The organism is Streptomyces sp. NPDC041200 (assembly GCF_055591805.1).
The window spans coordinates 1-25,101 of sequence record NZ_JBVIZF010000046.1 but is presented as its reverse complement, the minus strand read 5'-3'; the positions used below and the strand labels follow the sequence as shown (position 1 = coordinate 25,101).

The window sequence follows — 25,101 nt, the reverse complement described above, 5'->3', positions numbered from 1 at the left end:
GACCGTGATCCGGATCCGGGGGCTGCGCAAGTCGTTCGGCGGGCTGGAGGTGCTGAAGGGCATCGACCTCGTGGTGGAGCGGGGTGAGGTGGTCTGTGTCATCGGTCCTTCCGGCTCCGGCAAGTCGACCCTGCTGCGCTGTGTGAACATGCTGGAGGAGCCGACGTCGGGCTCGGTGACCGTGGGCGAGGCAGAGGTCACCGACCCGGATGTGGACATCGACCGGGTGCGACGGCGGATCGGCATGGTGTTCCAGGCGTTCAACCTCTTCCCGCATCTGACAGCGCTGGAGAACCTGACCATCGCGCAGCGGCGGGTGCTGCGCCGCGACAAGGCCGAAGCGGCGCGGATCGGGCGGGAGACGCTGCGCCGTGTGGGCCTGACGGATAAGGAGAGCGCCTATCCGGCGCAGCTGTCGGGCGGGCAGCAGCAGCGGGTGGCGATCGCGCGGGCACTGGCGATGGACCCGGAGCTGATGCTGTTCGACGAGCCGACCTCGGCCCTCGACCCCGAGCTGGTCGGGGACGTCCTCGCGGTCATGCGGCGGCTTGCCGACGAGGGGATGACGATGCTGGTGGTCACGCATGAGATGAGCTTCGCGCGGGAGGTCGCCGACCGGGTGGTGTTCATGGACGACGGGGTGGTCGTGGAGGAGGGCGGCCCCGAGCAGGTGGTGGCCGCGCCGCGGCATCCCCGGACGAGGGCGTTCCTCACCCGGGTGCTGGACCCGGCCGCGGCCCGGGTGGTTCCGGACGACGGCTCGCAGGACGCCCGTACCGGCCGCTGAGCGCGCGGTGGTTTGTCAGTCCGCGCGCATCCGGGAAGGGGCGGCAACTTTCCGGACCGCGGGGGCGACTGGAGGGTGCGGGCGGCGTCCCCGTACGGCCACTCCCCGGGGGTGCGCCGCCCGCTCCCGTTCCCCACACGGAAGTGAGCCGCCATGCCCGCACGAAGATTCCGCGGATTGCGCGCCCTCCTGACCGCCACCGCGGCCGGGGCGCTGTCCCTCATCGGATTCACCGCACCCGCCGACGCAGCCGGGACGGGCGCGTCGGACACCTGGAACCCGCCGAGCAACCTCGTCCAGCCGCTGAACGAGGTCTGGCGGCACGTCGAGTCCACCTATCCCAACCTGTACGGCTTCAAGAACTACGGCTGGGATCAGGTGATGGCCAACAAGGGCAGCCTGAACTACTGCGTCCGCTGGGAATCCGACCAGCCGGTCACGGCGCAGGTGCGCGACCAGATCCATACGGCGCTCAAGCGCCAGTCGAAGAAGTGGATCGACCAGGTCGCGGGATTCGAGAACTTCCCGTACAAGGAGGTCCCGGTCAAGATCGTCGGCTGGGCCGTCAAGAACCGCTCCACGCTGCAGTGGAGTGACAACTCGGTCGACATCTACACCGGACTGGATGGCGGCGGCGCTCCGCAGTGCGCCCCGGACTGCGGTCGCTTCTTCCACCAGGACGGCAACTACTCCAAGTGCCCAGGCGGCGCGGCCCGCCACTACGACCAGTCGCTGTGGCTGACCAAGGGCTTCGGCGGCGGTGCCGGGGGCGACTGGGGGCAGCGCATCGGCAGCGAGTACATGCTGGGCGCGGTGAACCAGGACAACATTCACGTCCTGCTGCACGAGATCGGGCACACCTACGGTCTGGACGACTTCTACGACTGGACCCCGACCGGCGTGGGCGGCTTCCTCATGAAGGCCGGATCCGCCGACCGCATCACCGAATTCGACAAGTGGATGTACCGGGACTTCTGGCGCCATCTGAAGAACCGCTACGGCCTGTGACGGTCACGGAGCGACGGCCGCCTCAACTCCCGGGGCTTCCCGTCCGAGTTGGGGCGGCCTTAATGTAGTAACCGGTTTCTGCCCGGTCGGCGTCGCGCTTGGGCGGTTTCGGGAAGGGGTATCTCGATGGCGCGTTCCCCGGGGTCGACGGGTCCCACGCTGGCGGTCATCGCCCGCGAGGCAGGGGTCTCGGTGCCGACCGCTTCGAAGGTGGTCAACGGCCGCGAGGACGTGGCGCCCGACACCCGTCGCCGGGTCAGCGAGGTCCTGGACCGCCTGGGGTACGTCCGCAAGCCGCGCCTGGAGTCGCCCCGGCCGCCCGCCCTGGTCGATCTGGTGGTGCATTCCCTGGACGGCGCGGGGTCGGGGGCGGTGCTGCACGGCGTGGAGGCGGCGGCACACGACGCGGGCCTCGAGGTCGTGGTGTCGGCCGGGCTGCCGCGCATCCGCGACGGGCGGCCCGAGCGCGGCTGGCTGGACAAGCTGTGTGCCCGGGGCAGTTCCGGGGTGCTGTTCCACCTCGCGGAGCTGACGCCCACCCAGTACGCCTGGCTCGATGAGCACCGGGTCCCGTTCGTGATGATCGATCCCGGGGCGGTGCCGCCGCCGGGCGTGGCGTCCGTGGGCGCCGCCGACTGGCAGGGCGGGGTGAGCGCGACCGAGCATCTGCTCGGGCTGGGACACCGGCGGATCGCGGTGATCGGCGGACACCGGCGGAAGGTGTGCAGCGGCGCGCGGATGGCCGGGTTCCGCTCGGCGATGGCCGCGGCCGGGCTGCGGGTGCCGCCGTCGTACGTACGCTACGGCGACTTCCGGGAGGCCGGGGCGTACCAGCGGATGACGGAACTGCTGGACCTGCCCGAGCCGCCGACGGCGGTGTTCGTGTGCTCGGACCCGATGGCGCTCGGCGCGTACCGGGCCCTGCGGGAACGGGGGTCGCGGGTGCCGGAGGACATGAGCGTGGTGGGCTTCGACGATCTGCCGCAGGCCCGCTGGACGACACCGGCGCTCACCACGGTCCGTCAGCCGCTGTCCGAGATGGCGGCGACGGCGCTGCGCACCCTGCTGCGGCTGAGGGCGGGGGAGGTTCCGGAGGGGACGCGGACCGAGCTGTCCACCCGGCTGATCGTCAGGTCCAGCACCGCTCCCCCGGCCCGTATTTCCTCTTGACCGAGAAGTCGAACGCTGATCGGATGTCCGAACGATCCAGGGCGTCCGCAGCTCACCCTCACCACGTCGCCCCTGGCCATCGCCGTACCGATTCTCCGGAGGTCTTCGCCCCGTGTTCGTCGATCTTCCCCTGGACCAGCTGCGCACCTACCGGCCCCCGCTGCCCGAGCCGGACGGCTTCGACGCGTTCTGGGAGCGCACCCTCACCGAGGCCCGCACCGCGGATTTGGACCCGGTCTTCACCGAGACCGACACGGGCCTGGCCCGGCTGCACACCTACGACGCCGAGTTCTCCGGGTTCGGCGGGCACCGGATACGCGGCTGGCTGCTGGCCCCGCGCGACGCAACGGGCCCGCTGCCGTGCGTGGTGCAGTACCAGGGCTACAACGGCGGCCGGGGGCTGCCGCACAACTGGCTGCTGTGGCCGTCGGTGGGCTACGCGGTCTTCGTCATGGACACCCGGGGCCAGGGCTGGGCGCAGCACGCCCCCGGCGACACCCCGGATCCGGCCGGTGGCACCGGGCCAGAAGCGCCGGGCAAGATGACCCAGGGGATCCTCTCCCCGGACACCTACTACTACCGGCGGCTGTACACCGACGCCGTGCGCGCGGTGGAGGCCGCCCGTGCGCATCCGCTGGTCGACTCGGGCCGGATCGTCGTCAGCGGCGGCAGCCAGGGCGGCGGCATGGCTCTCGCGGCGGCCGGGCTGGTGCCGGATCTGGCCGCGGCGCTGGTGGACGTGCCGTTCATGACGCACATCCGGCGGGCCGTCGAGATCACCGACGCCGATCCGTACGGCGAACTGGCCCGTTTCTGCGCCGGACAGCGCGATCTCACCGAGCGGGTCTTCGCGACCCTCGACCACTTCGACGGCCTCAACTTCGCGGTCCGGGCGAGCGCGCCCGCGCTGTTCTCGACCGCCCTGCGCGACGCGATCACCCCGACCTCGTGCGGCTTCGCCGCGTACCACCACTACGCGGGCGAGAAGGACCTGAAGGTGTGGTCCTTCAACGGCCACGAGGGCGGCGGCCCCCACCAGCAGGGCGAGCAGATCGCCTATCTGCGGGAGCTGCTCGGCTGAACCGGCCGGATCCGGCGCGGTGAGCGGCGTTCGGCGGCCGCTCACCGCGGGGTAGACAGGGGCTGTCCGTCGTGGCGGAGTCGTACCGAAGGAGTCGCCCCATGCCCGTACAACCCCTGGACGGCATCACCGTCGTCGCCCTCGAACAGGCCGTCGCCGCCCCGTTCGCCACCCGCCAGCTCGCCGACCTCGGCGCGCGGGTGATCAAGGTGGAGCGGCCGGGGCGGGGCGACTTCGCCCGGGACTACGACCGTGAGGTCAAGGGCATGTCGGCGTACTTCGTGTGGGTCAACCGCGGCAAGGAGAGCGTCGTCCTCGATGTGAAGGACGCCGCGGACCGGTCCCTGCTCGACGCGCTGCTGGCCCGTGCCGATGTGTTCGTGCACAACCTCGCGCCCGGGGCGGTGGACCGGCTCGGGCTCTCGGCGGACGCGCTGCGGGCCGGGCATCCACGCCTGATCAACTGCGCGATCACCGGTTACGGGAGCCACGGGCCGTACCGGGACAAGAAGGCGTACGACCTCCTCGTCCAGTGCGAGGCGGGGCTGCTGTCGATCACCGGCAGCCCCGAGGAGCCCGCCCGCCCCGGAATCTCGATCGCCGATATCGCGGGCGGGATGTACGCGTACACCGGCGTCCTCACCGCGCTGTACGAGCGGGAGCGCACCGGCGCGGGGACGGATCTGAGCGTCAGCCTCCTCGACGCGCTGGGTGAGTGGATGGGCCATCCGTACTTCGCGCAGGCCTACGGCGGAGGCGGGGTGACGCGCAGCGGCGCTCGCCATCCGTCGATCTCCCCGTACGGGGCCTATCGCTGCGGCGACGGCGCCCAGGTGTTCCTGAGCGTGCAGAACGACCGCGAGTGGATCACCCTGTGCGAGCGCGTCGTGGGACGCCCGGAGCTGATCCGCGATCCGCGCTTCGCCGACAATCCGCTGCGCCGCACTCATGACGAGGAGCTGACGGCCGAGCTGGAACGGTCCTTCGCGGACCATACGGCCGACGGCCTGGTGGCCCTGCTGGACGGGGCGGGCATCGCCAACGCGCGGCTGCGGGACGTCGCGGGGCTGGCCGGACATCCGCAGCTGGCCGCCCGGGAGCGCTGGGGCGAGTTCGGCTCGCCCGTCGGGCCGCTGCGCGGCCTGCTGCCACCGGTCGAGGTGGAGGGGCGTCAGGCGGCGCTGCGGCCGGTGCCCGCGCTGGGCGAGCACACGGAGGCGGTGCGCGCCGAGTTCTCCTGACGGACGCACCGGACTCCGGGGGCTCTATGGGGGCTTCCGGGGGCTTACGCGACGGGGACGACGGGCGACAGCTGGGCGTCGCGCCGTACCAGGGCGGCGTAGCGGCCGTCCTCGGCGAGCAGCTCCTCATGGGTGCCCTGCTCGGCGACGCGGCCGCCGTCGAGGACGACGATCCGGTCGGCGTCGCGCACGGTGGAGAGCCGGTGGGCGATGGTGATGGTGGTGCGCCCCGCGGTGAGGCCGTCGATGGCCTTCTGCACGGCGTGCTCGGTGCGGGTGTCCAGGGCGCTGGTGGCCTCGTCGAGGATGAGGACGGGAGGGTCGCGCAGAATCGTCCGGGCCAGCGCCAGCCGCTGCTTCTCCCCGCCGGAGAAGCGGTAACCCCGCTCCCCCACCAGGGTGTCGTAGCCCTCGGGGAGGGCGGCGATGTGGTCATGGATCTGGGCGGCCTCGGCCGCCGCGACGATCTCCGCGTCGGTCGCGTCGGGCTTGGCGAAGCGCAGGTTGTCGGCTATCGAGGCGTGGAAGAGATACGTCTCCTGGGAGACGACGCCGACCGCGCGGGCGAGGCTGTCGAAGTCGAGATCCCGGACGTCGACCCCGTCGATCAGCACCCGGCCGCCGGTCACGTCGTACAGCCGGGGCACCAGATAGCTGAGGGTGGTCTTGCCGGAGCCGGTCGACCCGACGACGGCCAGGCTGCCGCCCGCCGGGACGGTCAGGTCGATACCGCGCAGGGTTCCCTGCGGCGAGGCCGGATCTTGGGCGTCGTAGTCGAAGTCGACGCCGTCGAAGCGGACTTCGCCGCGCACCGTCTCCAGCCGCACCGGCCGGGCGGGCTCCGTGATGTCGACCGGCAGGTCGAGGTATTCGAAGATGCGGGCGAAGAGCGCGAGGGAGGTCTGCATGTCCACTCCGGTGGACAGCAGGCTGACGGTGGGCCGGAACAGCCCCTGCTGCAGCGATACGAAGGCGACTAGGGTGCCGATGGAGACGGCCGGGCCCCCGGTCTGGAGGGCGATTCCGGCGGCCCAGTAGATGACGGCGGGCATGGCGGCCATCACGACGCCGATGGTGGACATCCGCCAGCGGCCGGCCATGCTGGCCCGCACCTCGAGGCCGACCAGGCGCTCGGACTCCCGGCTGAACTCCTGGGTGAGCGAGTCGGAGCGTCCCATGGTGCGGCCGAGCAGGATCCCGCTCACCGACAGGGATTCGGTGACCATCGCGGACATGGTCGCCATCTGCTTCTGCCGCTTCGAGGTGATCTTCTTGCGCTCGTTGCCGACCCGGCGGCTGATCCAGACGAACAGCGGCAGCAGGAGCAGCGAGACGACGGTCAGCCGCCAGTCGAGGGCGAGCATGGCGACAACCGTGGCCACGACGCTGGTGAGGTTGGAGACCAGCGAGGTCGCGGTGGAGGTGACGGTGGCCTGCATGCCGCCGATGTCGTTGGCGATCCGGGACTGCACCTCGCCGGTGCGGGTGCGGGTGAAGAAGGCGAGCGGCATGCGCTGCAACCGGTCGTAGACGGCGGTGCGCAGGTCGTGCATGACGCGCTGGCCGACCGTGGTGGAGATGAGGGTCTGCAGGACGCCGAAGACACTGTTGACGACGGCGGCCGCGATCATCCCGAGGGCGAGCAGGGTCAACAGACCGGTGCGCCGCCCGGGGATGGCGTTGTCGAGGATCTCGCGGAGCAGGAACGGCGAGGCGACCGAGACCAGCGCGGAGGCGGCGACCAGCAGGCCGACCAGGGCGAGACGGCCACGGTAGGGGCGGAAGAGCCGGAGGATGCGCCGCACTTGCGCGGGCCGCTCCGGCTCGGGAGTGGACGGGGTCCACGGCGGTGTGTCGTGAGGCATGGGCTCCTTCTGATGGCAGACAGCACTCTGATGGCAGACGGCACGGACTTACCGAGCATAGCTCACTGTTACCTATACTCACAATGAACAGGGTCCGATAGACTGCGATCATGTCCACCCCCGAGACATCCGGCCGCCTCGCGGAGCAGCTGCTGCGCCTGACCCGCCGACTGCAGCGCGCCCAGAAGCGCCATATGGAGCCGCTGGGCATCACCCCGGCGCAGGCCCGGCTGCTGCGCACCGTGGCACACCACGACGGACCGCCACGGATGGCGGACCTCGCGGAGCGCCTGGAGGTGGTCCCGCGCGCGGTGACCTCGCTGGTGGACGCGCTGGAGGCGCACGGCTCGGTACGCCGTGCGCCGGACCCGTCCAGCCGACGGGTGGTACGGATCGAGCTGACCGAGACCGGCCGCTCGACGCTGCGCGCCCTGCACGACGCGCGCCGGGCCGCCGCCGAGGACGTCCTGGCACCGCTGAGCGATCAGCAGCGTGACGCCCTCGGCGACCTGCTCGACGACCTCTCCGGGCCCCCCGGCAACCACTGCTGACACGGGGGCGGGGCTGGTCAGCCGCGCTTGGCCGGACCGGTCACCGGCGCGGCCCCGGCCGGGACCACGGGGTCCGGCGCCGGGACGACGGCGGCCTGCTCACCGGCCTCCTCCCCACCGAGGACCCGCTGGGCCCGTTCGGTGTCCAGCGCGCCCTCCCACCGCGCGACGGCGAACACCGCAACACAGTTGCCGAGCAGGTTGGTGGCCACCCGCATCGAGTCCATGATCCGGTCCACCCCGAGGAGCAGCGCGACGGCGGCGGCCGGGATCGTGCCGAGGGCCGAGGCCGTCGCCGACAGGGCGAGGAAGGCCGATCCGGGCACACCCGCCATGCCCTTGCTGGTGAGCATCAGCACGAGGATGACGGTGATCTGCTGGCCCAGACTCAGGTCGACGCCGACCGCCTGGGCGATGAACAGCGTGCCGATGGACAGGTAGATCGACGCGCCGTCCAGGTTGAAGGAGTAGCCGGTGGGCAGCACCAGCCCGACCGCGTCCTCGCGGCATCCGGCCGCCCGCAGCTTCTGCATCACCCGCGGCAGCACGCTCTCGCTGGAGGCGGTGCCGAGCGCGAGCAGCATCTCCTCACGGGTGTACCGGACGAACTTCCAGAGGCTCAGCCCGGTGACCGCCTTGAGGGCCACGGCGAGCAGGACGAGGAAGAGCAGCGCGACGCCGTAGCACAGCGCGATCAGCTTGCCGTACGTCGACAGGGCACCCAGTCCGTACTGCCCGACCAGATGGGCCATGGCGCCGAAGACCGCGAGTGGCGCGAGCCGCATGAGGAAACCGACGACGGCGAAGACGACCTGCTGAGCCTGGTCGATGGCCGGGAGGATCGCGGGCACCTTGGTCTTTCCGAGGTGCAGCACGGCCGCACCCACCAGGCAGGCCAGCACCAGGACTTGCAACAGGGAGTTCTCGGCGAAGGCGCCGACAGCGCTGTCCGGCAGCGCGTCCAGCACGAACTGGGACGCCGACGGCAGCTGGCCACCGGAGGTCTGGGCGTCCACGGCCGAGCCGTCCAGGGAAGCGGGATCGACATGCATACCGGTGCCGGGCCCGACCAGATTGGCGGCGAGCAGGCCGAGGATCAGCGCCGCCGTGGTGGCCACCTCGAACCAGATCAGCGCCTTCAGCCCGATCCGCCCGAACGCCTTCAGATCACCGGCCTTCGCGATGCCCCCGACGACCACGCAGAAGACGAGCGGCGCGATGACCGCCTTGATCAGGCGTATGAAGCCGTCGCCGAGCGGCTGGACGGCCGTGCCCACGTCCGGCCACAGCCTTCCGACCGCGACTCCGAGGACGAGCGCGCAGGCGACCTGCGTGAAGAGCGATGTGCGCAGCACTCTCGCTGCGCGCCGGGCGACGGATGGTGAGGGGTGCGGCACAGGGACTCCTCGGCAGGGATGTCCAGGGACATCCGGGGACTTGCAGGGACTTCTGAGATGCGGAAAGTTACTTCCGCGCAGCGCCACTATGGCCGAGCGCGTGTTTCCGCCGATGAGTCGCGTGTAACGGCCGCGAAAACCCTGGTGTCCTTGTGTTACGTCCGTGCCTCGCCCGGGCTCAGGCGGCCAGGTGCGCCTTGTCCCCCATCACCACCACCGGGTGCCGCCCGGGGTCGAGGTTCCTCAGCAGGTACTCCATGCCGGACTTGGGCAGGCTCACACAGGCCGACGTACCGCTGCCGTGGTCCATGTGCAGCCAGATGCTGCCGCCCTTGCGCTGCCCCTCGGGCCGGGTCGGGTCGAGCGGTGAGGTGCCCTTGACCCGGTTGTAGTCGATGGCGATGACGTAGTTGAAGTCCGTCCAGTGCGACTTGGGCCAGGAGTGGGGAGCGGCGAAGGCGGGCGTTTCGGAGTACGGCAACCGGGCGCCGGGGTCCGGGAGCACTCCGCCCGCGTCGCTGAGCGTGTAGACGCCGACCGGGCTGCGCTTGTCCCCCTCGTGATGACGCGTCGTCCACCCGCGCTTGCCGTTGTGCCCGGCCCAACTACGGGCGCGCTTCCAGTCCTTGCCCTCCTTGGTGTACAGCACCACGGTCGCGTCCGCGGAGTTCACTCCTTTGCCGTAGACCGCGACAACCTGCCGTGCGTTTCCGGGGATTTTGGACTGGAGGGCATTTCCCACCTCCGGGATGCGAGTGGGGTCCGGCTTGGGCGCCTTGCTGCGCATCGCGTGCTTTCCCTGACCGCCGCCCTTGTCCCCACCGCTGTCCCCGCCTCCGCCACAGGCAGTGAGAAGGGCAAGGGCAGTGGCGGTCACGACCGCCGTACGCATGGACACCGTGCCGGAAATTCGCATGGACCCCATCGTCCCACTCCGGCGTGGGCCCGGCGCGCGCGGGTTTGGCGTGTTCCATCCCCCTGCGGGAAAACCAGTTGAAATTCGCACCCGTGAAGCGCCAACCTTTCACGTCTCTTTGCCTCTCCGCCGCCGCCCTAGCTCTGGAACGTCATGCGCATTCGCGATCTTCCGTATTCCGACCCGGGACTGCCCGACGTACGGTCAGGTACCCGGTTCCTCGTCTGGCTGGGCCGGAACCAGCTGGGTGGGCAGATCAAGGCCGCCCTGTGGGGTCTGCTGCACATGGGGGCCCTGGTGTGCTTCCCCGTAGCGATCGGCATCGGTGTGCAGGCGGTCGTCGACCGCTCCGGTTCGCGGCTCGCCCTGGCCGGAGCGCTGATGGTGGGGCTCACCGTGCTGATCGCGCTCGGCGACGCCATGCTGCACCGGGCGGCGGTCACCAACTGGATCACGGCGGCGGCACGGGTGCAGCAGCTGCTGGCCCGCAAGGCGGTCGAGCTGGGTTCGGCGCTGACCCGGCGGGTGGCGGCGGGCGAGGTCGTCGCGGTGTCCACGGGCGACGTCGAGAAGATCGGCTGGTTCGTGGAGGCGCTGTCCCGCTTCACCGCGGCCGCCATCACGACCGTCGGGGTGTGCGTGGCGCTGGTGATCTACCAGCCCGCGCTCGGCATGGTGGTGGCGCTCGGCGTACCGGCGCTGGCGCTGGCGGTGCTGCCACTGCTGCCTCGGGCGGCACGCCGGGCCGATGAGCAGCGGGAGAAGGCGGGGCGGGCGACCGAGCTGGCGTCGGACACCGTGGCCGGGCTGCGCGTGCTGCGCGGTATCGGCGGCGAGGACCTGTTCCTGAGCCGCTACCGGCGGGCCTCCCAGGCAGTGCGGACCGCGGCGGTGCGCAGCGCGCGCATGTGGTCGCTGATCGCGGCGGTGCAGGTGGTGCTGCCGGGGATGCTGCTGATCGGAGTCGTCTGGTACGGGGCGGTACTGGCCGGGAGCGGGCGGATCTCGGTGGGCGAGCTGGTCACGGTCTACAGCGCGGTGACGTTTCTGCTGTTTCCCTTGAGGCACGTGGAGGAGATCGCGATGGCGTACTCCTTCTCCCGGCCCTCGGCGCGGCGCGCGGCCCGGGTGTTGGCGCTGCGGCGCCCGTCAGCCGGGATCGAGGACACGCACGCGGCCGGGCCCGACGCGGCGCGGCCGACCGGTGATCTGTACGACCCGGCCACCGGGATGCTGGCTCCGAGCGGGCAGCTGACCGCGGTGGTGTGCGGTGATCCGGACGCGGCGGGGCGGATGGCGGACCGGCTCGGCGGTCACCCCGCCGAGGACGGTGCGGAATCCGGGGACGGCGACGGCGCGCCCTCGGCTCTGCTGGGCGGTATCGCGCTGGACGAGGTATCGCTGGCCACCGCGCGCACCGCGGTGCTCGTCCAGGACAAGGACCCGGTACTGCTGTCGGGAACGCTCACCGAGCTGCTGGACGTACCGCGGTCGGGCGAGGTGCCGCCACGGGAGGCGCTGGAGGCGGCGCAGTGCGGCGATGTGCTGGAGGCCCTGAAGCAGGCCTCGGTGGCCGACTCCGGCGACGGGGACCCGATGGGCGCCCGGATCACCGAACGCGGCCGCTCGCTCTCGGGCGGCCAGCGGCAACGGCTGGCGCTGGCCCGCTCGCTCGTGACCGACCCGGAGGTGCTGGTGCTGGACGAGCCGACGTCCGCCGTGGACTCCCACACCGAGGCACGCATCGGGCAGGGGCTGAAGCGGCTCCGGGCGGACCGGACCACGGTCGTGTTCACCTCCAGCCCGCTGCTGCTGGACCAGGCCGACCGGGTGGTATTCGTGCACGACGGCGTGGCCGCGGGGGTGGGAAGCCACCGCGAACTGCTGAGCACCGACCCCGCGTACCGCGCGGTGGTCACCCGGGAGCCGGACGACGGCGGGGCGCGGGACGGCGGCCGGGGGCGGGACGGCGGCCGGGGGCGGGACGGCGGCCGTGGCGGGCTCACGGAGCTGGACCGGGCCGGAGAAAAGATCATCGAGGAACAGATCGAGGAGTCGGCATGATCGGCGTGGCGCCACCCGCCTACGACCCGGCCGCACCGGAGTCGGCGACGACACTGCCGGTCGGTACGGCCGCCACCGTGCGGGGCTATGTGCGGGAGCTGCTGCGGCGGCACCGGAAGCCCTTCACCGTGCTGATGGCGGTGAACGCCATCGCCGTGCTCGCCTCGATGGTCGGCCCGCAGCTGCTGGGCGGGGTGGTCGAGGACCTGTCGCAAGGCAAGGACGACCTCCATATCGAGCGCACCGTCGCGCTGTTCGCGGTGGCGCTCGTGGTGCAGACCGTGTTCGTGCGGATGGTGCGGCTGCGCGGTGCGGTGCTGGGCGAGCAGATGCTGGCCGACCTGCGCGAGGACTTCCTCGTCCGGTCGGTGGGGCTGCCGCCGGGCGTGCTGGAGCGGGCCGGGACCGGTGATCTGCTGTCCCGGATCACCACCGACATCGACCGGCTGGCGAACGCGATGCGCGAGGCGGTCCCGCAGCTGTCCATCGGTGTGGTGTGGACGGGCCTGCTGCTGGGCGCCCTGACCGTGACCGCTCCGCCGCTGGGACTCGCGGTGCTGGTGGCGCTCCCGGTGCTGGTGATCGGGTGCCGCTGGTACTTCAAGCGGGCGCCGAGCGCCTATCGCTCGGAGGCGGCCGGGTACGCGGCGGTGTCCGCGTCCCTGACCGAGAGCGTGGACGCGGGCCGGACCATCGAGGCCCACCGGCTCGGCGACCGGCGGATCGCCCAGTCCGAATTGCGGATCACGCAATGGACGCGATGGGAGCGATACACGCTCTTTCTGCGCTCGGTGCTCTTCCCCGTGATCAACGTGAGCTACACCCTGATCACCGGCTCGGTGCTGATGATCGGCGGCGTCTGCGTGCTGCGGGGCTGGATGTCGGTCGGCGAGCTGACGACGGGGGCGCTGCTCTCCCAGATGCTGGTCGAGCCGATCGGGCTGATCCTGCGCTGGTACGACGAGCTGCAGGTCGCGCAGGTGTCGCTGGCCCGGCTGGTGGGCGTGCGGGAGATCGAGCCGGGCCCGGCCGACGCCGGGGTGGCGCCCGTCGGCCGTGAGGTGCGGGCGGACGACGTCCGGTTCGGCTACCGGGAGGGCAGCGATGTGCTGCACGAGGTGTCCATGACGGTGCCGCCGGGGACGCGGCTGGCGCTGGTGGGCCCCTCTGGCGCGGGCAAGTCCACACTGGGCCGGTTGCTGGCCGGTATCTACGGCCCGCGGACCGGCCGGGTGACCCTGGGCGATGCGGAGCTGGCGCGGATGCCGGCCGAACAGGTGCGCAGCCATGTCGCCCTGGTCAACCAGGAGCACCATGTGTTCGTGGGCTCGCTGCGGGACAACCTGCTGCTGGCCCGGACCTCCGCGCGGGACGCCGAGCTGTGGGCGGCACTCGCCGCGGTGGACGCGGACAGCTGGGCGCGGGCGCTCAAGGAGGGCCTGGACACGGAGGTCGGCTCGGGCGGGCTGGCGCTGACCCCGGCGCAGGCGCAGCAGATCGCGCTGGCCCGGCTGGTGCTCGCCGATCCGCACACGCTCGTGCTGGACGAGGCCACCTCGCTGCTGGACCCGCGGGCGGCCCGCCATCTGGAACGGTCGCTGGGCCAGGTACTGAAGGGCCGGACCGTGGTGGCCATCGCACACCGGCTGCACACCGCCCATGACGCCGATGTGATCGCCGTGGTCGAGGCGGGCCGGATCAGCGAGCTGGGCAGCCACGACGAGCTGGTGGCGGCCGACGGCGCCTACGCGGCGCTGTGGCGCTCCTGGCATCAGTGACACCCCGGGGCGCCGCCGCCCCGGCGGTCCCGGTTTCGGCGTCGCCCGGACCGGGACCGCCATAGGCGCCTGGCTCAGACGATACCGAGGGCGACCAGCCCGCCGAGGCCGCCGAGCATCATGAAGACGGGCATCAGCACCTTCAGCTCGACCCAGCTGCCCGCCCGGAAGCGCATGGCCTCCGGCGGACCGATCGGGTACCAGCGCTTGCGGCCGATCGGTATGGGCCACAGGATCGGGCAGCCGGAGACGGTCAGCGCGTCGCCGATGTCGTGCACGAGGGCGCCGAGGATGATCGGCAGCCCCAGCCACAGGTATTCCTGGCCCGGCGCGGTGAACAGCCAGTCCGCGCCGTTGCCCGGCTTGTTCAGGATGTCGGCGAGTATCCAGGCGCTGGTGGCGCCGAGCAGCCACACCAGGACATCGCTGGAGACCCGCGCCGCGCGCCACAGCAGCCCCTCGACCGCCAGCACCATATGGACGAACAGGATGCCGAGCACCGCCCAGCGGCCGCCGACCAGGGCGAGCGCCGAGGATCCGGCGCCGATGAGGACGGCCCAGACCCAGGTGTGGGTCAGGGTGCGGTGGCCGCCCGAGCGGCGGGGGTCGCCCGGCTTCCGGGTCGACTTGTAGACCGCGTACGACAGCTTGTCGATCACTTCGCACAGCACCCGGGAGATCGGTCCGAAGGCGCGGGATATGGTCGCCGCCTTGTGGTCGAGGTCGGGGGCGAGCGCCGCTCCGGCGCAGATCAGCGCGCCGACGACGAGCACCGGCCAGGGCATCTCGTGGCCGGCCGCGGCGGCCGCCGCGCCCACCCCCAGCCAGGCTGCCGCTCCGGACAGCGAATGCGCCGGTCCCATCATGGTCGTACCCCGCCCCTGTTCTTGCCCGCCTTGGTGCGGGAGTTGGTTGCATCGGCTCACCACACCCTAGCGACGGACGATCTTCGTCCGCACAGCCGGTTCCCGCCCCGCCAGGGAAACCAGGCAGTATAGGTGCGTGACTCTTATCGATCAGCTGCCGAGCGAAGCCGACCCCGACACTCTCTTCGAGAGGTTCTCGACCTGGGTCGAGGAGCGGGGCATCTCGCTCTATCCCGCCCAAGAAGAGGCGCTGATCGAGGTGGTGTCCGGGGCGAACGTCATTCTGTCGACGCCCACCGGATCGGGAAAGAGCCTGGTGGCCGCGGGCGCCCACTTCGCCGCGCTGGCCCGGGACGAGGTCACCTTCTACACCGCGCCGATCAAGGCCCTGGTCTCGGAGAAGTTCTTCGAGCTGTGCAAGATCTTCGGCACCGAGAACGTCGGGATGCTCACCGGAGACGCGTCGGTGAACGCGGACGCGCCCGTCATCTGCTGTACGGCCGAGGTGCTGGCGTCCATCGCCCTGCGGGACGGCAGGAACGCCGACATCGGCCAGGTGGTGATGGACGAGTTCCACTTCTATGCGGAGCCGGACCGGGGCTGGGCGTGGCAGATCCCGCTGCTGGAACTGCCGCAGGCACAGTTCGTCCTGATGTCGGCGACGCTCGGCGATGTGACGCGGTTCGAGGATGACCTGAAGCGGCGCACCGGGCGGTCCACCGCGGTCGTGCGGTCGGCGACCCGGCCGGTGCCGCTGAGCTACGAATACCGCACGACGCCGCTCACCGAGACGCTCACCGAGCTGCTGGAGACCCGGCAAGCCCCCGTCTACATCGTGCACTTCACCCAGGCCGCGGCGGTCGAACGGGCGCAGGCGCTGATGAGCATCAACATGTGCACCCGGGCGGAGAAGGACGAGATCGCCTCCCTGATCGGCAATTTCCGCTTCACCACCAAGTTCGGCCGGAACTTGTCGCGTTATGTCCGGCACGGAATCGGGGTGCATCACGCGGGGATGCTGCCGAAGTATCGGCGGCTGGTGGAGAGGCTGGCCCAGGCCGGACTGCTGAAGGTCATCTGCGGTACCGACACGCTCGGGGTGGGCGTCAACGTACCGATCCGGACCGTGCTGTTCACCGCGCTGACGAAGTACGACGGGCAGCGGGTGCGGACGCTGCGGGCGCGCGAGTTCCACCAGATCGCGGGCCGGGCCGGGCGTGCCGGGTTCGACACCGCCGGGTTCGTGGTGGCGCAGGCGCCCGAGCACGTCGTCGAGAACGAGAAGGCGCTCGCGAAGGCGGGGGACGACCCCAAGAAGCGCCGCAAGGTGGTCCGCAAGAAGGCCCCGGAGGGCTTCGTCAACTGGGGCCAGAACACCTTCGAAAAGCTCATCGCGTCCGACCCCGAGCCGCTCACCTCCCGGTTCCGCGTCACCCACACGATGCTGCTGTCGGTCATCGCGCGCCCCGGCAACGCGTTCCGCGCGATGCGCCTCCTCCTGGAGGACAACCACGAGCCGCGCAAGAACCAGCTCCGGCACATCCGCAGGGCGATCGCGATCTACCGCTCGCTGCTGGACGGCGGGATCGTCGAGCAGTTGGAGACGCCCGACGCGGAGGGGCGGCACATCCGGCTGACGGTGGACCTCCAGCAGGACTTCGCGCTCAACCAGCCGCTGTCCACCTTCGCACTTGCCGCGTTCGAGCTGCTGGATCCCGAATCCCCCTCCTACGCCATGGACATGGTCTCGGTCGTGGAATCGACGCTGGACGACCCGCGGCAGATCCTGGCGGCCCAGCAGAACAAGGCGCGGGGCGAGGCGGTCGCCGCGATGAAGGCGGACGGGGTCGAGTACGAGGACCGCATGGAGCGGCTCCAGGACGTCACCTACCCCAAGCCGCTGGAAGAGCTGCTCTTCCACGCCTACGGGCTCTACCGCAAGAGCCACCCGTGGGTCGGCGACCACCCGCTGTCGCCCAAATCGGTGATCCGCGACATGTACGAGCGGGCGATGACCTTCACCGAGTTCACCTCGCTCTACGACCTAGCCCGGACCGAGGGCATCGTGCTGCGCTACCTGGCCAGTGCCTACAAGGCGCTGGACCACACCGTGCCGGACGACCTGAAGTCGGACGACTTCGAGGACATCATCGCCTGGCTCGGCGAGATGGTGCGGCAGGTCGACTCCAGCCTCCTGGACGAGTGGGAACAGCTCGCCAATCCGGAGGAGGAGTCCGCGGAGGAGGCTCAGGAGCGGGCCGACCAGGTCCGGCCGGTCACCGCGAACGCCCGCGCCTTCCGCGTGCTGGTGCGCAACGCGATGTTCCGCCGGGTCGAGCTGGCCGCGCTGGACAAGGCGGCGGAGCTGGGCGAGCTGGACGCCGAGTCCGGCTGGGACGAGGACGCCTGGGGAGACGCGCTGGACGCGTACTGGGAGGAGTACGACGAGCTGGGCACCGGACCGCAGGCCCGCGGACCGAAGCTGCTGCAGATCGAGGAGCAGCCCGAGCACGGGCTGTGGCGGGTACGGCAGACCTTCGACGACCCGAACGGCGACCACGACTGGGGCATCTCGGCCGAGGTCGACCTGACCGCCTCCGACGAGGAGGGCCGGGCCGTGGTCCGGGTCACCGACGTGGGCCAGCTGTAGCGCCCCGGCCGCCGCCCCCTCCCCGAACCACCTCAGCGAAGGAGCGCCACCGATGACCAACCCCGCCGAACGTCTGGTCGACCTGCTCGACCTGGAACGGATCGAGGTGGACATCTTCCGTGGACTGAGCCCCGACGAATCGCTGCAGCGGGTGTTCGGCGGGCAGGTGGCGGGACAGGCGCTGGTGGCCGCCGGGCGCACCACCGACGGGGAGCGCCCGGTGCACTCGCTGCACGCGTACTTCCTGCGCCCGGGGCGGCCGGGCGTGCCCATCGTGTACCAGGTGGAGCGGATCCGGGACGGACGTTCCTTCACCACCCGCCGGGTCGTCGCCATACAGCAGGGTCGGACGATCTTCAATCTGACGGCCTCCTTCCACCGTCCGGAGCCGGGCATCGAACAGCAGCTGCCGATGCCCGAGATGCCTGGGCCGGAGAGCCTGCCGAAGCTCTCCGATGAGATCCGCGAGCACTTGGGGGGCCTCCCCGAGTCGCTTGCGCGGATGGAGCGCCGCCAGCCCTTCGACATCCGGTACGTCGAGCGGCTGCGCTGGACCGATGAGGAACTGAGGGAAGCGGAACCGCGCAGCGCGGTGTGGATGCGCGCGGTCGGACCGCTCGGGGACGACCCGCTCGTCCACACCTGCGCGCTCACGTACGCGAGCGACATGATGCTGCTGGACGCGGTGCGGATGCCCGTCGAGCCACTGTGGGGCGAGCGGGGTTTCGACATGGCCTCGCTGGACCACGCCATGTGGTTCCACCGGCCCTTCCGTACCGATGAGTGGTTCCTCTACGACCAGGAGTCGCCCGTGGCGACCGGCGGCCGCGGGCTGGCACGCGGCCGGATCTACGACCGCGCGGGCCGTCTTCTCGTGTCTGTGGTGCAGGAGGGCCTGTTCCGCCCGCTGGCTTCGGCGCCCCAGGCCACGGAGAACGGCTGAGCCAGGCGCGAGCGGCGCGCCACGCCGTGGGTCAGCGCTTGCCGACCAGCCTGCGCCACAGACCGCGCGGGCTGTGGCCCGCGGACCGGCCCGGGGGCCGGGTGCGGCAGGCGGGGAGCGATGCCACCGCGGCGTCCGGCCGCGGTGCGGGGCGGACCCGGCGCGCCTCCCGCACCGCGTCGGCGAGCGCCACGCGGTACCGCAGGATCTCCTGGGAACCCTCCGCCGTCTGCACCCTGTCGACCACCTTGCGCGCCGCGGCCGCGGCGGGGCGCACCGGGACGAGCGCGGGGCGAAGCTCCCGTACATGATCCCGGTCGCGCGGATCGCCGACGGCCACCGCCAGCTCGTCGGTGCCCAGCACCGCGGCCAGCACCCCGGCGCGCTTCCAGGGGTCCCGGGTCCGGGAGAGCAGCTGGCCGATCCGCCGGGCCCGCCACTTCTCGGCCCGCGCGTCCTCTCCGGCGGCCAGCGACGCGCTCAGCCCCGGCGGGGTGCGGCCGCTCAGCAGGGCCGGCTCGCGGACGGCGAACTCCTCCAGATCGGTGGCCAGATAGAGCCACACCACGCGCCGGTACCGGTTGACATAGAACCGGGCCGGAGCGAAAAAACCACCGCGCGCCAGGCGGGTGAACCGACCCGGGCTGATGCCCAGCAGCTCGGCTCCCTCCGCCGTGCCGACCACCCGCAGCCGGGTGCGCAGCGCCTCCGGGAATCCCTCGGCGCTCGTCAGCCGCGCCAGCTCCTCCCGCGCCACCCGCCGCCCGGCGGGGGTGGTGATGGTGTGCACCTCCCCCAGCTGCTCGGCCAGCTCGAATTCGCGCGGCATGAGGCCCAGCATCCGGGCCGCGGTGCGGAACGCGACGCCCGTCGGCTGCCCCGGCCCGGCCGGGTCCGATCGCTTCCGGCGCTCCCCCACCTTTTGCGCGGCCCGCGTCTCCTGCGGCTCCCGCTCCCCCTGCTCCGCTTGTACCACTGCCATGACGAAGTCCTCCCCCGCGATCCATCAATCACTGACAGTGACGACGATAGCGTCGCGGCACGATGGTCCGTCAGGCCTGTGGATAACCGCCTGTGGATAACTCCCGGCGGTCAGCTCGGGGCGCCGCTCTCCTGCCGGGCCTCGACCCCCAGGTGCTCTCCTACCCTGTTCACCAGCAGTGTCATCTCGTAGGCGACCTGCCCGACATCGGCGTCCGGGCCGCTCAGAACGCAGAGGCAACTGCCGTCACCCGCGGCCGTCACGAAGAGGACACCCTCCTCGAACTCGACCATGGTCTGCCGCACCCGGCCCGTCCGGAAGTGGTTGCCGGACCCCTTGGCGAGGCTGTGCAGCCCGGAGGCGACGGCCGCCAGATGCTCCGCGTCCTGGCGTTCGAGCGTCGCGCTCGCCCCCGTGACCAGTCCGTCGTTCGACAGCACCAGCACGTGCCGTACCTGCGCGATCCGCTGGGTCAGGTCGTCCAGTAACCAGTCGAGCCCCTTGCTGAGTGCCATTGGCGTTCCTCCCCGATTCCCCTTCAGCTGCGTGCCAGCCTTTCTCACTGCCGCCATCTGGGCAACCGCCCTACCCGCCCCTCCGGCCGTTCCGCGCTGATTGGCGCAAGATGGGGGCATGGCACAGAACATGTCGAGGGATCAGTGGCAGAAGTTCCTCTCCGAGGGCACCCGCACCGGCAAACTGGCGACCGTACGGGCCGATGGAAGCCCGCATCTCGCGCCCATCTGGTTCCTGCTCGACGGGGACGACCTGGTCTTCAATACCGGGCAGGACACGGTCAAGGGGCGCAACCTGGCCCGGGATCCCCGGGCCAGCCTCTGCGTGGACGACGACCGGCCCCCGTTCTCCTTCGTCACGGTGCGGGGCCGGGCCGAACTCAGCGATGAGCTGGGAGAGGTACGGGAGTGGGCCACCCGGATCGCCGCCCGCTATGTCGGCGATGACCTCGCCGAACAATACGGGGCCCGCAACGGCGTCCCCGGCGAACTGCTGGTACGGGTCCGCATCGAAAAGGTAGCCGCCGTTGCCGATATCGCCGACTAGTCGAACGGTGAAATAATTCGGCCGAAATCAATCGTTCAGGGTCGCATCACGACCTTCACCGCACCGTCCTGCTTCTGCTGGAACATCTCGTAGGCGCGGGGTGCCTCCGCCAGTGGCAGGCGGTGGGTGGCGAAGCCGTCGACGCCGAGCGGATCCTCGTCCGTCAGCAGCGGCAGGATGTCGTCGGCCCAGCGGCGGACGTTCGCCTGCCCCATCCGCAGCTGGATCTGCTTGTCGAACATCGTCATCAGCGGCAGCGGGTCGGCCATACCGCCGTAGATACCGCTGAGGGAGACCGTGCCGCCGCGCCGCACCAGCGCGACGGCCAGCCGGAGTGCCGCCAGCCGGTCGACACCGGCCCTGGCCGTGAGCTTGGCTCCCCAGTCCCGCGGCAGCAGCCCGGCGGCCCGCTGCGCTGTCCTGCCGACCGGGCTGCCGTGGGCCTCCGTCCCCACCGCGTCGATGACCGAGTCCGGGCCGCGGCCCCCGCCCGCCGAGAGCACGGCCTCGACCAGGTCGTCCTGACCGTCGAAGTCGTTGAGATCGAACGTCTCGACGCCGTCCGCGCGGGCCCGCCGCAGCCGCTCGGGCACCAGGTCCACGCCGATCACCCGCCCGGCTCCCCGGTGCCGCGCGACCCGGCAGGCCATGGCCCCGATGGGGCCGAGGCCCAGCACGCACACCGTGCCCTCCCGTGGGACCGCCGCGTACTCGACCGCCTGCCAGGCGGTGGGCAGGACGTCGGAGAGGTACACGAAGCGGTCGTCCGGTGGCCCCTCGGGCACCTTGATCGGACCGTAGTGGGCCTGCGGCACCCTCAGGTACTCGGCCTGGCCGCCCGGCACCGCGCCGTACAGCTTGCTGTAGCCGAAGATCTCCGCGCCCATGCCGTGCTCGACCACCTGCGTGGTCTCGCACTGCGTCGGCAGGCCGGAGCCGCACATCCAGCAGGATCCGCAGGCGATCTGGAACGGGACGACCACCCGGTCACCGGGCCGGAGACCGGTCACGTCCGGACCGGTCTCCTCGACGATCCCCATCGGCTCGTGGCCGAGGATGTCGCCGGGGGTCATGAAGGGCGTGAGCACCTCGTAGAGATGGAGATCGGACCCGCACAGGCCGGTGGTGGTGATCCGTACGATCGCGTCCGTCGGTTCCTTGAGGATGGGGTCCGGCACCGTCTCCACGCGCACATCCCGTTTGCCCTGCCAGGTCACCGCTCGCATCGCCATGTCCTTTCGCATTGCCGTCCGGCCGTCGGGGCGTCCGGCCGTCGGCTGCCTCTCAAGGCGCCTCGGGTACCCGGCTAGGATCTGCCGAACCGCCGACGGAACCCCGCATTCCGCGGTCAGCCAAGGGCGCGCAGACGCTCGCCGACCAGCTCCACGAGCCGGGCCGACTCGGCGGCGGCCGTGGCCGGGTCGGCCCCCACGGCGCTCAGCACGGCCAGGCAGGCACCGGCTGCCACCGCCGCGACAAAGAGGGTGCCGCTCTCCGTCTCGACCATCGTCCGGCGCACCGTGGCGGGCCGCGCGCGACGCCCCGCGTTCCTGGCCAGGCCGTGAAATCCGGAGGCGACCTCGGCCAGCTGTGCCGCGTCCCGGCGGGAGAGCCCGCGGGACGCGCTCAGTACGGTCCCGTCCTGCGAGAGCAGCACGGCGTGGCGGACCCCGGCGGTGCGGACCACTCCGTCATCCAGGATCCGGTCGAGCAGACCCGGGTCGAGCTGGCTCCGGTCGAGACCAGCCGAAGAGCGGGCGGCGGCGGCGCGGCGCTTGATCATGACGGTCTCCCTCGGTCGGCACGCGCCGCGAGCGGGCGGCGCGCTCGGGGTCCCCCCATGGGCCAGGGACGGTAGCCCTCGAGGGGGCGCATTGGGGGGCGCATTGCGAACCTGGTGGAATTTGACAGAGACAGATTCACGAATGATCGCCCGATGCCCGAACCTGTTCTCAGGACGGCGAACTAAGGAGCTCTCATGCGCCAGGACCGCGCCCATGGGGACCGCCGCGACAGCGTGGCCGGTGTGAGGGACTTCTTCACGCCCCGGGCGGCCGACTGGGACAGCCGCTTCCCCGACGACGGACCGGCCTACGCCGCCGCCGTCACCGGCCTGGGCCTGCGCACCGGGGACGCGGTGCTCGACGCGGGCTGCGGTACGGGCCGCGCCCTGCCCGCGCTGCGCGCCGCGGTCGGCCCCCGAGGGACCGTGCTGGGCTTCGACCTCACGCCCGCCATGCTGGCGGCGGCCGTACGCGCCGGGCGGGACCGGGACGGGGCGCTCGCCCTCGCCGATGTCGCCCGGCTGCCGCTGCGCGACGGCTGTCTCGACGCGGTCTTCGCCGCCGGGCTGATCTCGCATCTCACCGACCCCGGGGACGGGCTGAGCGAGCTGGCCCGGGTGGTGCGCCCCGGCGGGACGTTCGCGCTGTTCCACCCGGTGGGGCGCGCCGCGCTCGCCGCCCGCCACGGCCGGGCGATCACGCCCGACGACCTGCGGGCCGAGCCCAATCTGCGGCCGCTGCTGGCCCGTTGCGGCTGGCGGCTGGATACGTACACGGACGAGGACACCCGCTTCCTGGCCGTCGCGGTCCGTCAGGGCTGATGGCCTGAGCGGTGCGCCACAATGCGGGCATGCTCGAACTCGCCATCCTCGGCTTCCTCTATGACGCGCCGCTGCACGGCTACGAGCTACGCAAACGCATCACCGCGCTGACCGGGCACGTCAAGCCGGTGGCCGAGAGCACCCTCTACCCGGCGATCAAGCGACTGGAGAAGGCGGGGCTACTGGCCCGTGAGACCCGGCCGGGCGCGGGGGCCGCGCCCCGGCTCGTGCTGACCCTGACGGCCGAGGGACGCGCCGAGCTGCGCCGCCGTCTCGCGGATCCCGCCGAGGGCGACATCACCGACGAGAACCGCTGGTTCATCCTGCTGTCGTTCCTGCGGCATCTGGACGACCCCGCCCGGCAGGCGGCCGTGCTCGAACGCCGTCTGGCCCATCTGCGCCGTCCCTCCTGCTTCTTCTACGAGGGCGACCGGCCGCTGCGCGCGGAGGAGGTGGAAGATCCCTTCCGGCGGGGCGTGCTCACCCTCGCGCGCGCCGCCGGTCAGGCCGAACTGTCCTGGCTGCGGCGCACCCTGGACGGGCTCCGGACCGGGGACGGGGCCTGACCCCGGCCACGTCACGAGTCTCGACGCCGCGCCTACCGGCTGGTTAGGGTGCGCCGGACGAAGAACCGCATGAGGAGGCTGCCGTGTCCGCCACGGAGGAGTCGGGCGAGGACGCGCTGTATGTGCTGACCGCCGTGCTGCTGACGCCCGCACAGTTCCCGAGCGTGCTCGGCGACGACTATCCCGAGGTGTGCGCCGCGCTCGGGCTGGAGCCGTACGAGCCGGGCTACGGCCTGGTGCTGGGGCAGGACGGCAAGGGCGCCCGCTGGACGGTGGTCACCGACGATGTGTCGCTCGTCGCGATCGCCATCGCGACCTGGGACTGCGGCATGGAGTACGAGCTGTCGCTCGACGACCGGACCGTGATCGCCTCCCTGCCCGGCTGGCCGCTCGCGGTGGCGGTGGCCGCGCCCGGCGTACCGGCGCCGCACGATCCCGCGCCTGACGCCCAGCCCGAGGGCACGGCACGACCGCCGCTCGCGCCGCCGGATTCCGGGCAGTGGGGTCCGCCGCAGCGGCGGCTCGGCGCGGACGAGATCGCGCTCCAGTGGGCGATCTGGCGTGAACAGGTGGACGGCGAGGTGACGTTCGTGGCCCCGGGCGAGAAGCCGCACGGAGGCGTGCGGCGCGTTCTGGAGGAGGCGCGCGGCTACGTGGACACGCCTCCGCCGCTGGGCCGGATCCGTTCCGCGTTCGCCGCGGGTGACGCGCGGACGCTGCGGGCGGACGGACCGGGCTGGAGCATGGTGGCGCGGACCGATGACATCGCGTTCGTGCTGCTGGACGAGGCGCCGGGCGAGGTGCTGCCGGTCGGCCGCGGTCCGGAGTTGCCGGGGCTGCTGACGGCGCTGGACGAGCTGGCCGCACGACCGCACTGAGCGCGACCGGCCGGGGCGGGAAGCCGGGACGGTCCGCGATCGGTATTGCGCGGTCACTCCCAGACGCGCGCCGCCCCCGCTCCCGGACCCGGCCGGTGGTTTGTGGCTCGGTTCGCCTCCGGTGCGCGGCATCCGATGCCGCCGGTGCCCGGGCACCGAGCCGCCCGGGTCAGCGCCCCAGCTGCTTGCGGGAGACCCCGCGCAGCCTGCGCCGCTGCGACGGATCCAACAGCAGATAGGCGGCCACCGGCACGCCCACCATCACCAGCAGCGCGGCCCAGAAGGGCAGCAGCCACAGCAGGATCACACCGGCCGCCACACCTCCGGCGGCGACCTTCGCGCGCGTGGACATCGCACCCGCCTCCTTAACCCGGCCCATAGCCGTATTCACTCCTCACAACGGACACCAGCGGCTGCCGGTTCCACATCCTGCCCACGGTCCTGTACCCTCGGCCGCCCACTCCGGTAGTCAAATTTGAGGAACGCGTCAGCGCTGTGATCCCACCCTCCGCGACCAGCCCCTCCGAGATCGCCGAACTCTGTCGCTCCACCGCCGTCTTCCTGCCGGGCGATCCCTCTCGCACCGGGCGCGTCGCCTTCTGGCGGCCGGACGACCCGCCGCCCGGCGGGGAGTCCGGCTCCACCGAGGAACTGACCGTCGTCGTCCCGGACGGTACCGGCGCACGCACCC

The 25,101-nt window shown here is 71.7% G+C and carries 24 protein-coding genes; 15 read left to right on the top strand and 9 right to left on the bottom strand.

Annotation, left to right across the window (positions count from 1 at the left end; all coding sequences use genetic code 11):
• Positions 1-4: 4 nt before the first annotated feature.
• The 5 genes from ACZ6CL_RS39180 (at position 5) to ACZ6CL_RS39160 (ending at position 5,287) form a co-directional block, all read left to right on the top strand.
• A complete protein-coding gene (locus ACZ6CL_RS39180; RefSeq protein ID WP_468945420.1) occupies positions 5-787 on the top strand; it encodes an amino acid ABC transporter ATP-binding protein in 783 nt (260 codons plus the stop codon).
• A gap of 153 nt (positions 788-940) precedes the next feature.
• On the top strand, positions 941-1,795 hold the full coding sequence (locus ACZ6CL_RS39175) for a hypothetical protein (protein WP_468945418.1): 855 nt from the start codon (positions 941-943) through the stop codon (positions 1,793-1,795).
• 126 nt (positions 1,796-1,921) lie between these two features.
• Positions 1,922-2,965, top strand: a complete 1,044-nt coding sequence (locus ACZ6CL_RS39170; RefSeq protein ID WP_468945415.1) for a LacI family DNA-binding transcriptional regulator — start codon at positions 1,922-1,924, stop codon at positions 2,963-2,965.
• A 112-nt stretch (positions 2,966-3,077) separates the two neighbouring features.
• Positions 3,078-4,046: an acetylxylan esterase gene (locus ACZ6CL_RS39165; RefSeq protein WP_468945413.1), complete on the top strand. Its 969-nt coding sequence runs from the start codon at positions 3,078-3,080 to the stop codon at positions 4,044-4,046.
• A 101-nt stretch (positions 4,047-4,147) separates the two neighbouring features.
• Positions 4,148-5,287 carry a CaiB/BaiF CoA transferase family protein gene (locus ACZ6CL_RS39160; RefSeq protein ID WP_468945410.1) on the top strand — a complete coding sequence of 380 codons (1,140 nt, stop codon included), beginning with the start codon at positions 4,148-4,150 and terminating at the stop codon, positions 5,285-5,287.
• Between the two features lie 44 nt (positions 5,288-5,331).
• On the opposite strand, the gene ACZ6CL_RS39155 is transcribed toward ACZ6CL_RS39160, so the two are convergent.
• Positions 5,332-7,152, bottom strand: a complete 1,821-nt coding sequence (locus tag ACZ6CL_RS39155; RefSeq protein WP_468945407.1) for an ABC transporter ATP-binding protein — start codon at positions 7,150-7,152, stop codon at positions 5,332-5,334.
• A gap of 110 nt (positions 7,153-7,262) precedes the next feature.
• Between ACZ6CL_RS39155 and ACZ6CL_RS39150 the strand changes: the two genes are divergently transcribed.
• Positions 7,263-7,703: a MarR family transcriptional regulator gene (locus ACZ6CL_RS39150; RefSeq protein ID WP_468945405.1), complete on the top strand. Its 441-nt coding sequence runs from the start codon at positions 7,263-7,265 to the stop codon at positions 7,701-7,703.
• 17 nt (positions 7,704-7,720) lie between these two features.
• Here ACZ6CL_RS39150 and ACZ6CL_RS39145 read toward each other — a convergent pair whose 3' ends face one another.
• Entirely contained in the window at positions 7,721-9,100 is a 1,380-nt protein-coding gene (locus ACZ6CL_RS39145) for a cation:dicarboxylate symporter family transporter (RefSeq protein WP_468945402.1), read from the bottom strand.
• Positions 9,101-9,278: 178 nt separating this feature from the next.
• Complete coding sequence (locus tag ACZ6CL_RS39140; protein ID WP_468945445.1) at positions 9,279-9,992, bottom strand: L,D-transpeptidase family protein; 714 nt, start codon at positions 9,990-9,992, stop codon at positions 9,279-9,281.
• A 177-nt stretch (positions 9,993-10,169) separates the two neighbouring features.
• Between ACZ6CL_RS39140 and ACZ6CL_RS39135 the strand changes: the two genes are divergently transcribed.
• Entirely contained in the window at positions 10,170-12,080 is a 1,911-nt protein-coding gene (locus ACZ6CL_RS39135) for an ABC transporter transmembrane domain-containing protein (RefSeq protein ID WP_468945399.1), read from the top strand.
• Positions 12,077-13,858 carry an ABC transporter ATP-binding protein gene (locus ACZ6CL_RS39130; protein WP_468945397.1) on the top strand — a complete coding sequence of 594 codons (1,782 nt, stop codon included), beginning with the start codon at positions 12,077-12,079 and terminating at the stop codon, positions 13,856-13,858. The genes ACZ6CL_RS39135 and ACZ6CL_RS39130 overlap by 4 nt, the downstream gene beginning before the upstream one ends.
• A gap of 74 nt (positions 13,859-13,932) precedes the next feature.
• Here ACZ6CL_RS39130 and ACZ6CL_RS39125 read toward each other — a convergent pair whose 3' ends face one another.
• A complete protein-coding gene (locus ACZ6CL_RS39125) occupies positions 13,933-14,724 on the bottom strand; it encodes a metal-dependent hydrolase (RefSeq protein ID WP_468945394.1) in 792 nt (263 codons plus the stop codon).
• 136 nt (positions 14,725-14,860) lie between these two features.
• Here ACZ6CL_RS39125 and ACZ6CL_RS39120 point away from each other — a divergent pair, with 136 nt between their 5' ends.
• Both ACZ6CL_RS39120 and ACZ6CL_RS39115 read left to right on the top strand, forming a co-directional pair.
• Positions 14,861-17,374, top strand: coding sequence for a DEAD/DEAH box helicase (locus tag ACZ6CL_RS39120; protein WP_468945392.1), 2,514 nt, complete (start codon positions 14,861-14,863; stop codon positions 17,372-17,374).
• 52 nt (positions 17,375-17,426) lie between these two features.
• Positions 17,427-18,317, top strand: a complete 891-nt coding sequence (locus ACZ6CL_RS39115) for an acyl-CoA thioesterase (protein WP_468945391.1) — start codon at positions 17,427-17,429, stop codon at positions 18,315-18,317.
• Between the two features lie 31 nt (positions 18,318-18,348).
• On the opposite strand, the gene ACZ6CL_RS39110 is transcribed toward ACZ6CL_RS39115, so the two are convergent.
• Both ACZ6CL_RS39110 and ACZ6CL_RS39105 read right to left on the bottom strand, forming a co-directional pair.
• Entirely contained in the window at positions 18,349-19,299 is a 951-nt protein-coding gene (locus tag ACZ6CL_RS39110) for a DUF6397 family protein (protein WP_468945389.1), read from the bottom strand.
• Between the two features lie 110 nt (positions 19,300-19,409).
• On the bottom strand, positions 19,410-19,814 hold the full coding sequence (locus ACZ6CL_RS39105; RefSeq protein WP_358619961.1) for a roadblock/LC7 domain-containing protein: 405 nt from the start codon (positions 19,812-19,814) through the stop codon (positions 19,410-19,412).
• A gap of 118 nt (positions 19,815-19,932) precedes the next feature.
• Here ACZ6CL_RS39105 and ACZ6CL_RS39100 point away from each other — a divergent pair, with 118 nt between their 5' ends.
• A complete protein-coding gene (locus tag ACZ6CL_RS39100) occupies positions 19,933-20,361 on the top strand; it encodes a PPOX class F420-dependent oxidoreductase (protein WP_468945387.1) in 429 nt (142 codons plus the stop codon).
• A gap of 35 nt (positions 20,362-20,396) precedes the next feature.
• Here ACZ6CL_RS39100 and ACZ6CL_RS39095 read toward each other — a convergent pair whose 3' ends face one another.
• Positions 20,397-21,587 (bottom strand): alcohol dehydrogenase catalytic domain-containing protein, encoded by a 1,191-nt coding sequence (locus tag ACZ6CL_RS39095; RefSeq protein WP_468945384.1) that lies wholly within the window; start codon positions 21,585-21,587, stop codon positions 20,397-20,399.
• A gap of 122 nt (positions 21,588-21,709) precedes the next feature.
• Positions 21,710-22,144 carry a roadblock/LC7 domain-containing protein gene (locus tag ACZ6CL_RS39090; RefSeq protein WP_468945382.1) on the bottom strand — a complete coding sequence of 145 codons (435 nt, stop codon included), beginning with the start codon at positions 22,142-22,144 and terminating at the stop codon, positions 21,710-21,712.
• Positions 22,145-22,339: 195 nt separating this feature from the next.
• Between ACZ6CL_RS39090 and ACZ6CL_RS39085 the strand changes: the two genes are divergently transcribed.
• From ACZ6CL_RS39085 to ACZ6CL_RS39075, 3 genes are all read left to right on the top strand, one after another.
• Entirely contained in the window at positions 22,340-22,966 is a 627-nt protein-coding gene (locus ACZ6CL_RS39085; protein WP_468945381.1) for a class I SAM-dependent methyltransferase, read from the top strand.
• A 29-nt stretch (positions 22,967-22,995) separates the two neighbouring features.
• On the top strand, positions 22,996-23,532 hold the full coding sequence (locus tag ACZ6CL_RS39080; RefSeq protein ID WP_468945378.1) for a PadR family transcriptional regulator: 537 nt from the start codon (positions 22,996-22,998) through the stop codon (positions 23,530-23,532).
• An 83-nt stretch (positions 23,533-23,615) separates the two neighbouring features.
• Positions 23,616-24,410: a hypothetical protein gene (locus ACZ6CL_RS39075; protein ID WP_468945375.1), complete on the top strand. Its 795-nt coding sequence runs from the start codon at positions 23,616-23,618 to the stop codon at positions 24,408-24,410.
• 169 nt (positions 24,411-24,579) lie between these two features.
• Here ACZ6CL_RS39075 and ACZ6CL_RS39070 read toward each other — a convergent pair whose 3' ends face one another.
• A complete protein-coding gene (locus ACZ6CL_RS39070; RefSeq protein ID WP_385442817.1) occupies positions 24,580-24,762 on the bottom strand; it encodes a hypothetical protein in 183 nt (60 codons plus the stop codon).
• A 143-nt stretch (positions 24,763-24,905) separates the two neighbouring features.
• Between ACZ6CL_RS39070 and ACZ6CL_RS39065 the strand changes: the two genes are divergently transcribed.
• The coding region (locus ACZ6CL_RS39065; protein WP_468945372.1) for a hypothetical protein at positions 24,906-25,101 on the top strand (196 nt) is incomplete at its 3' end.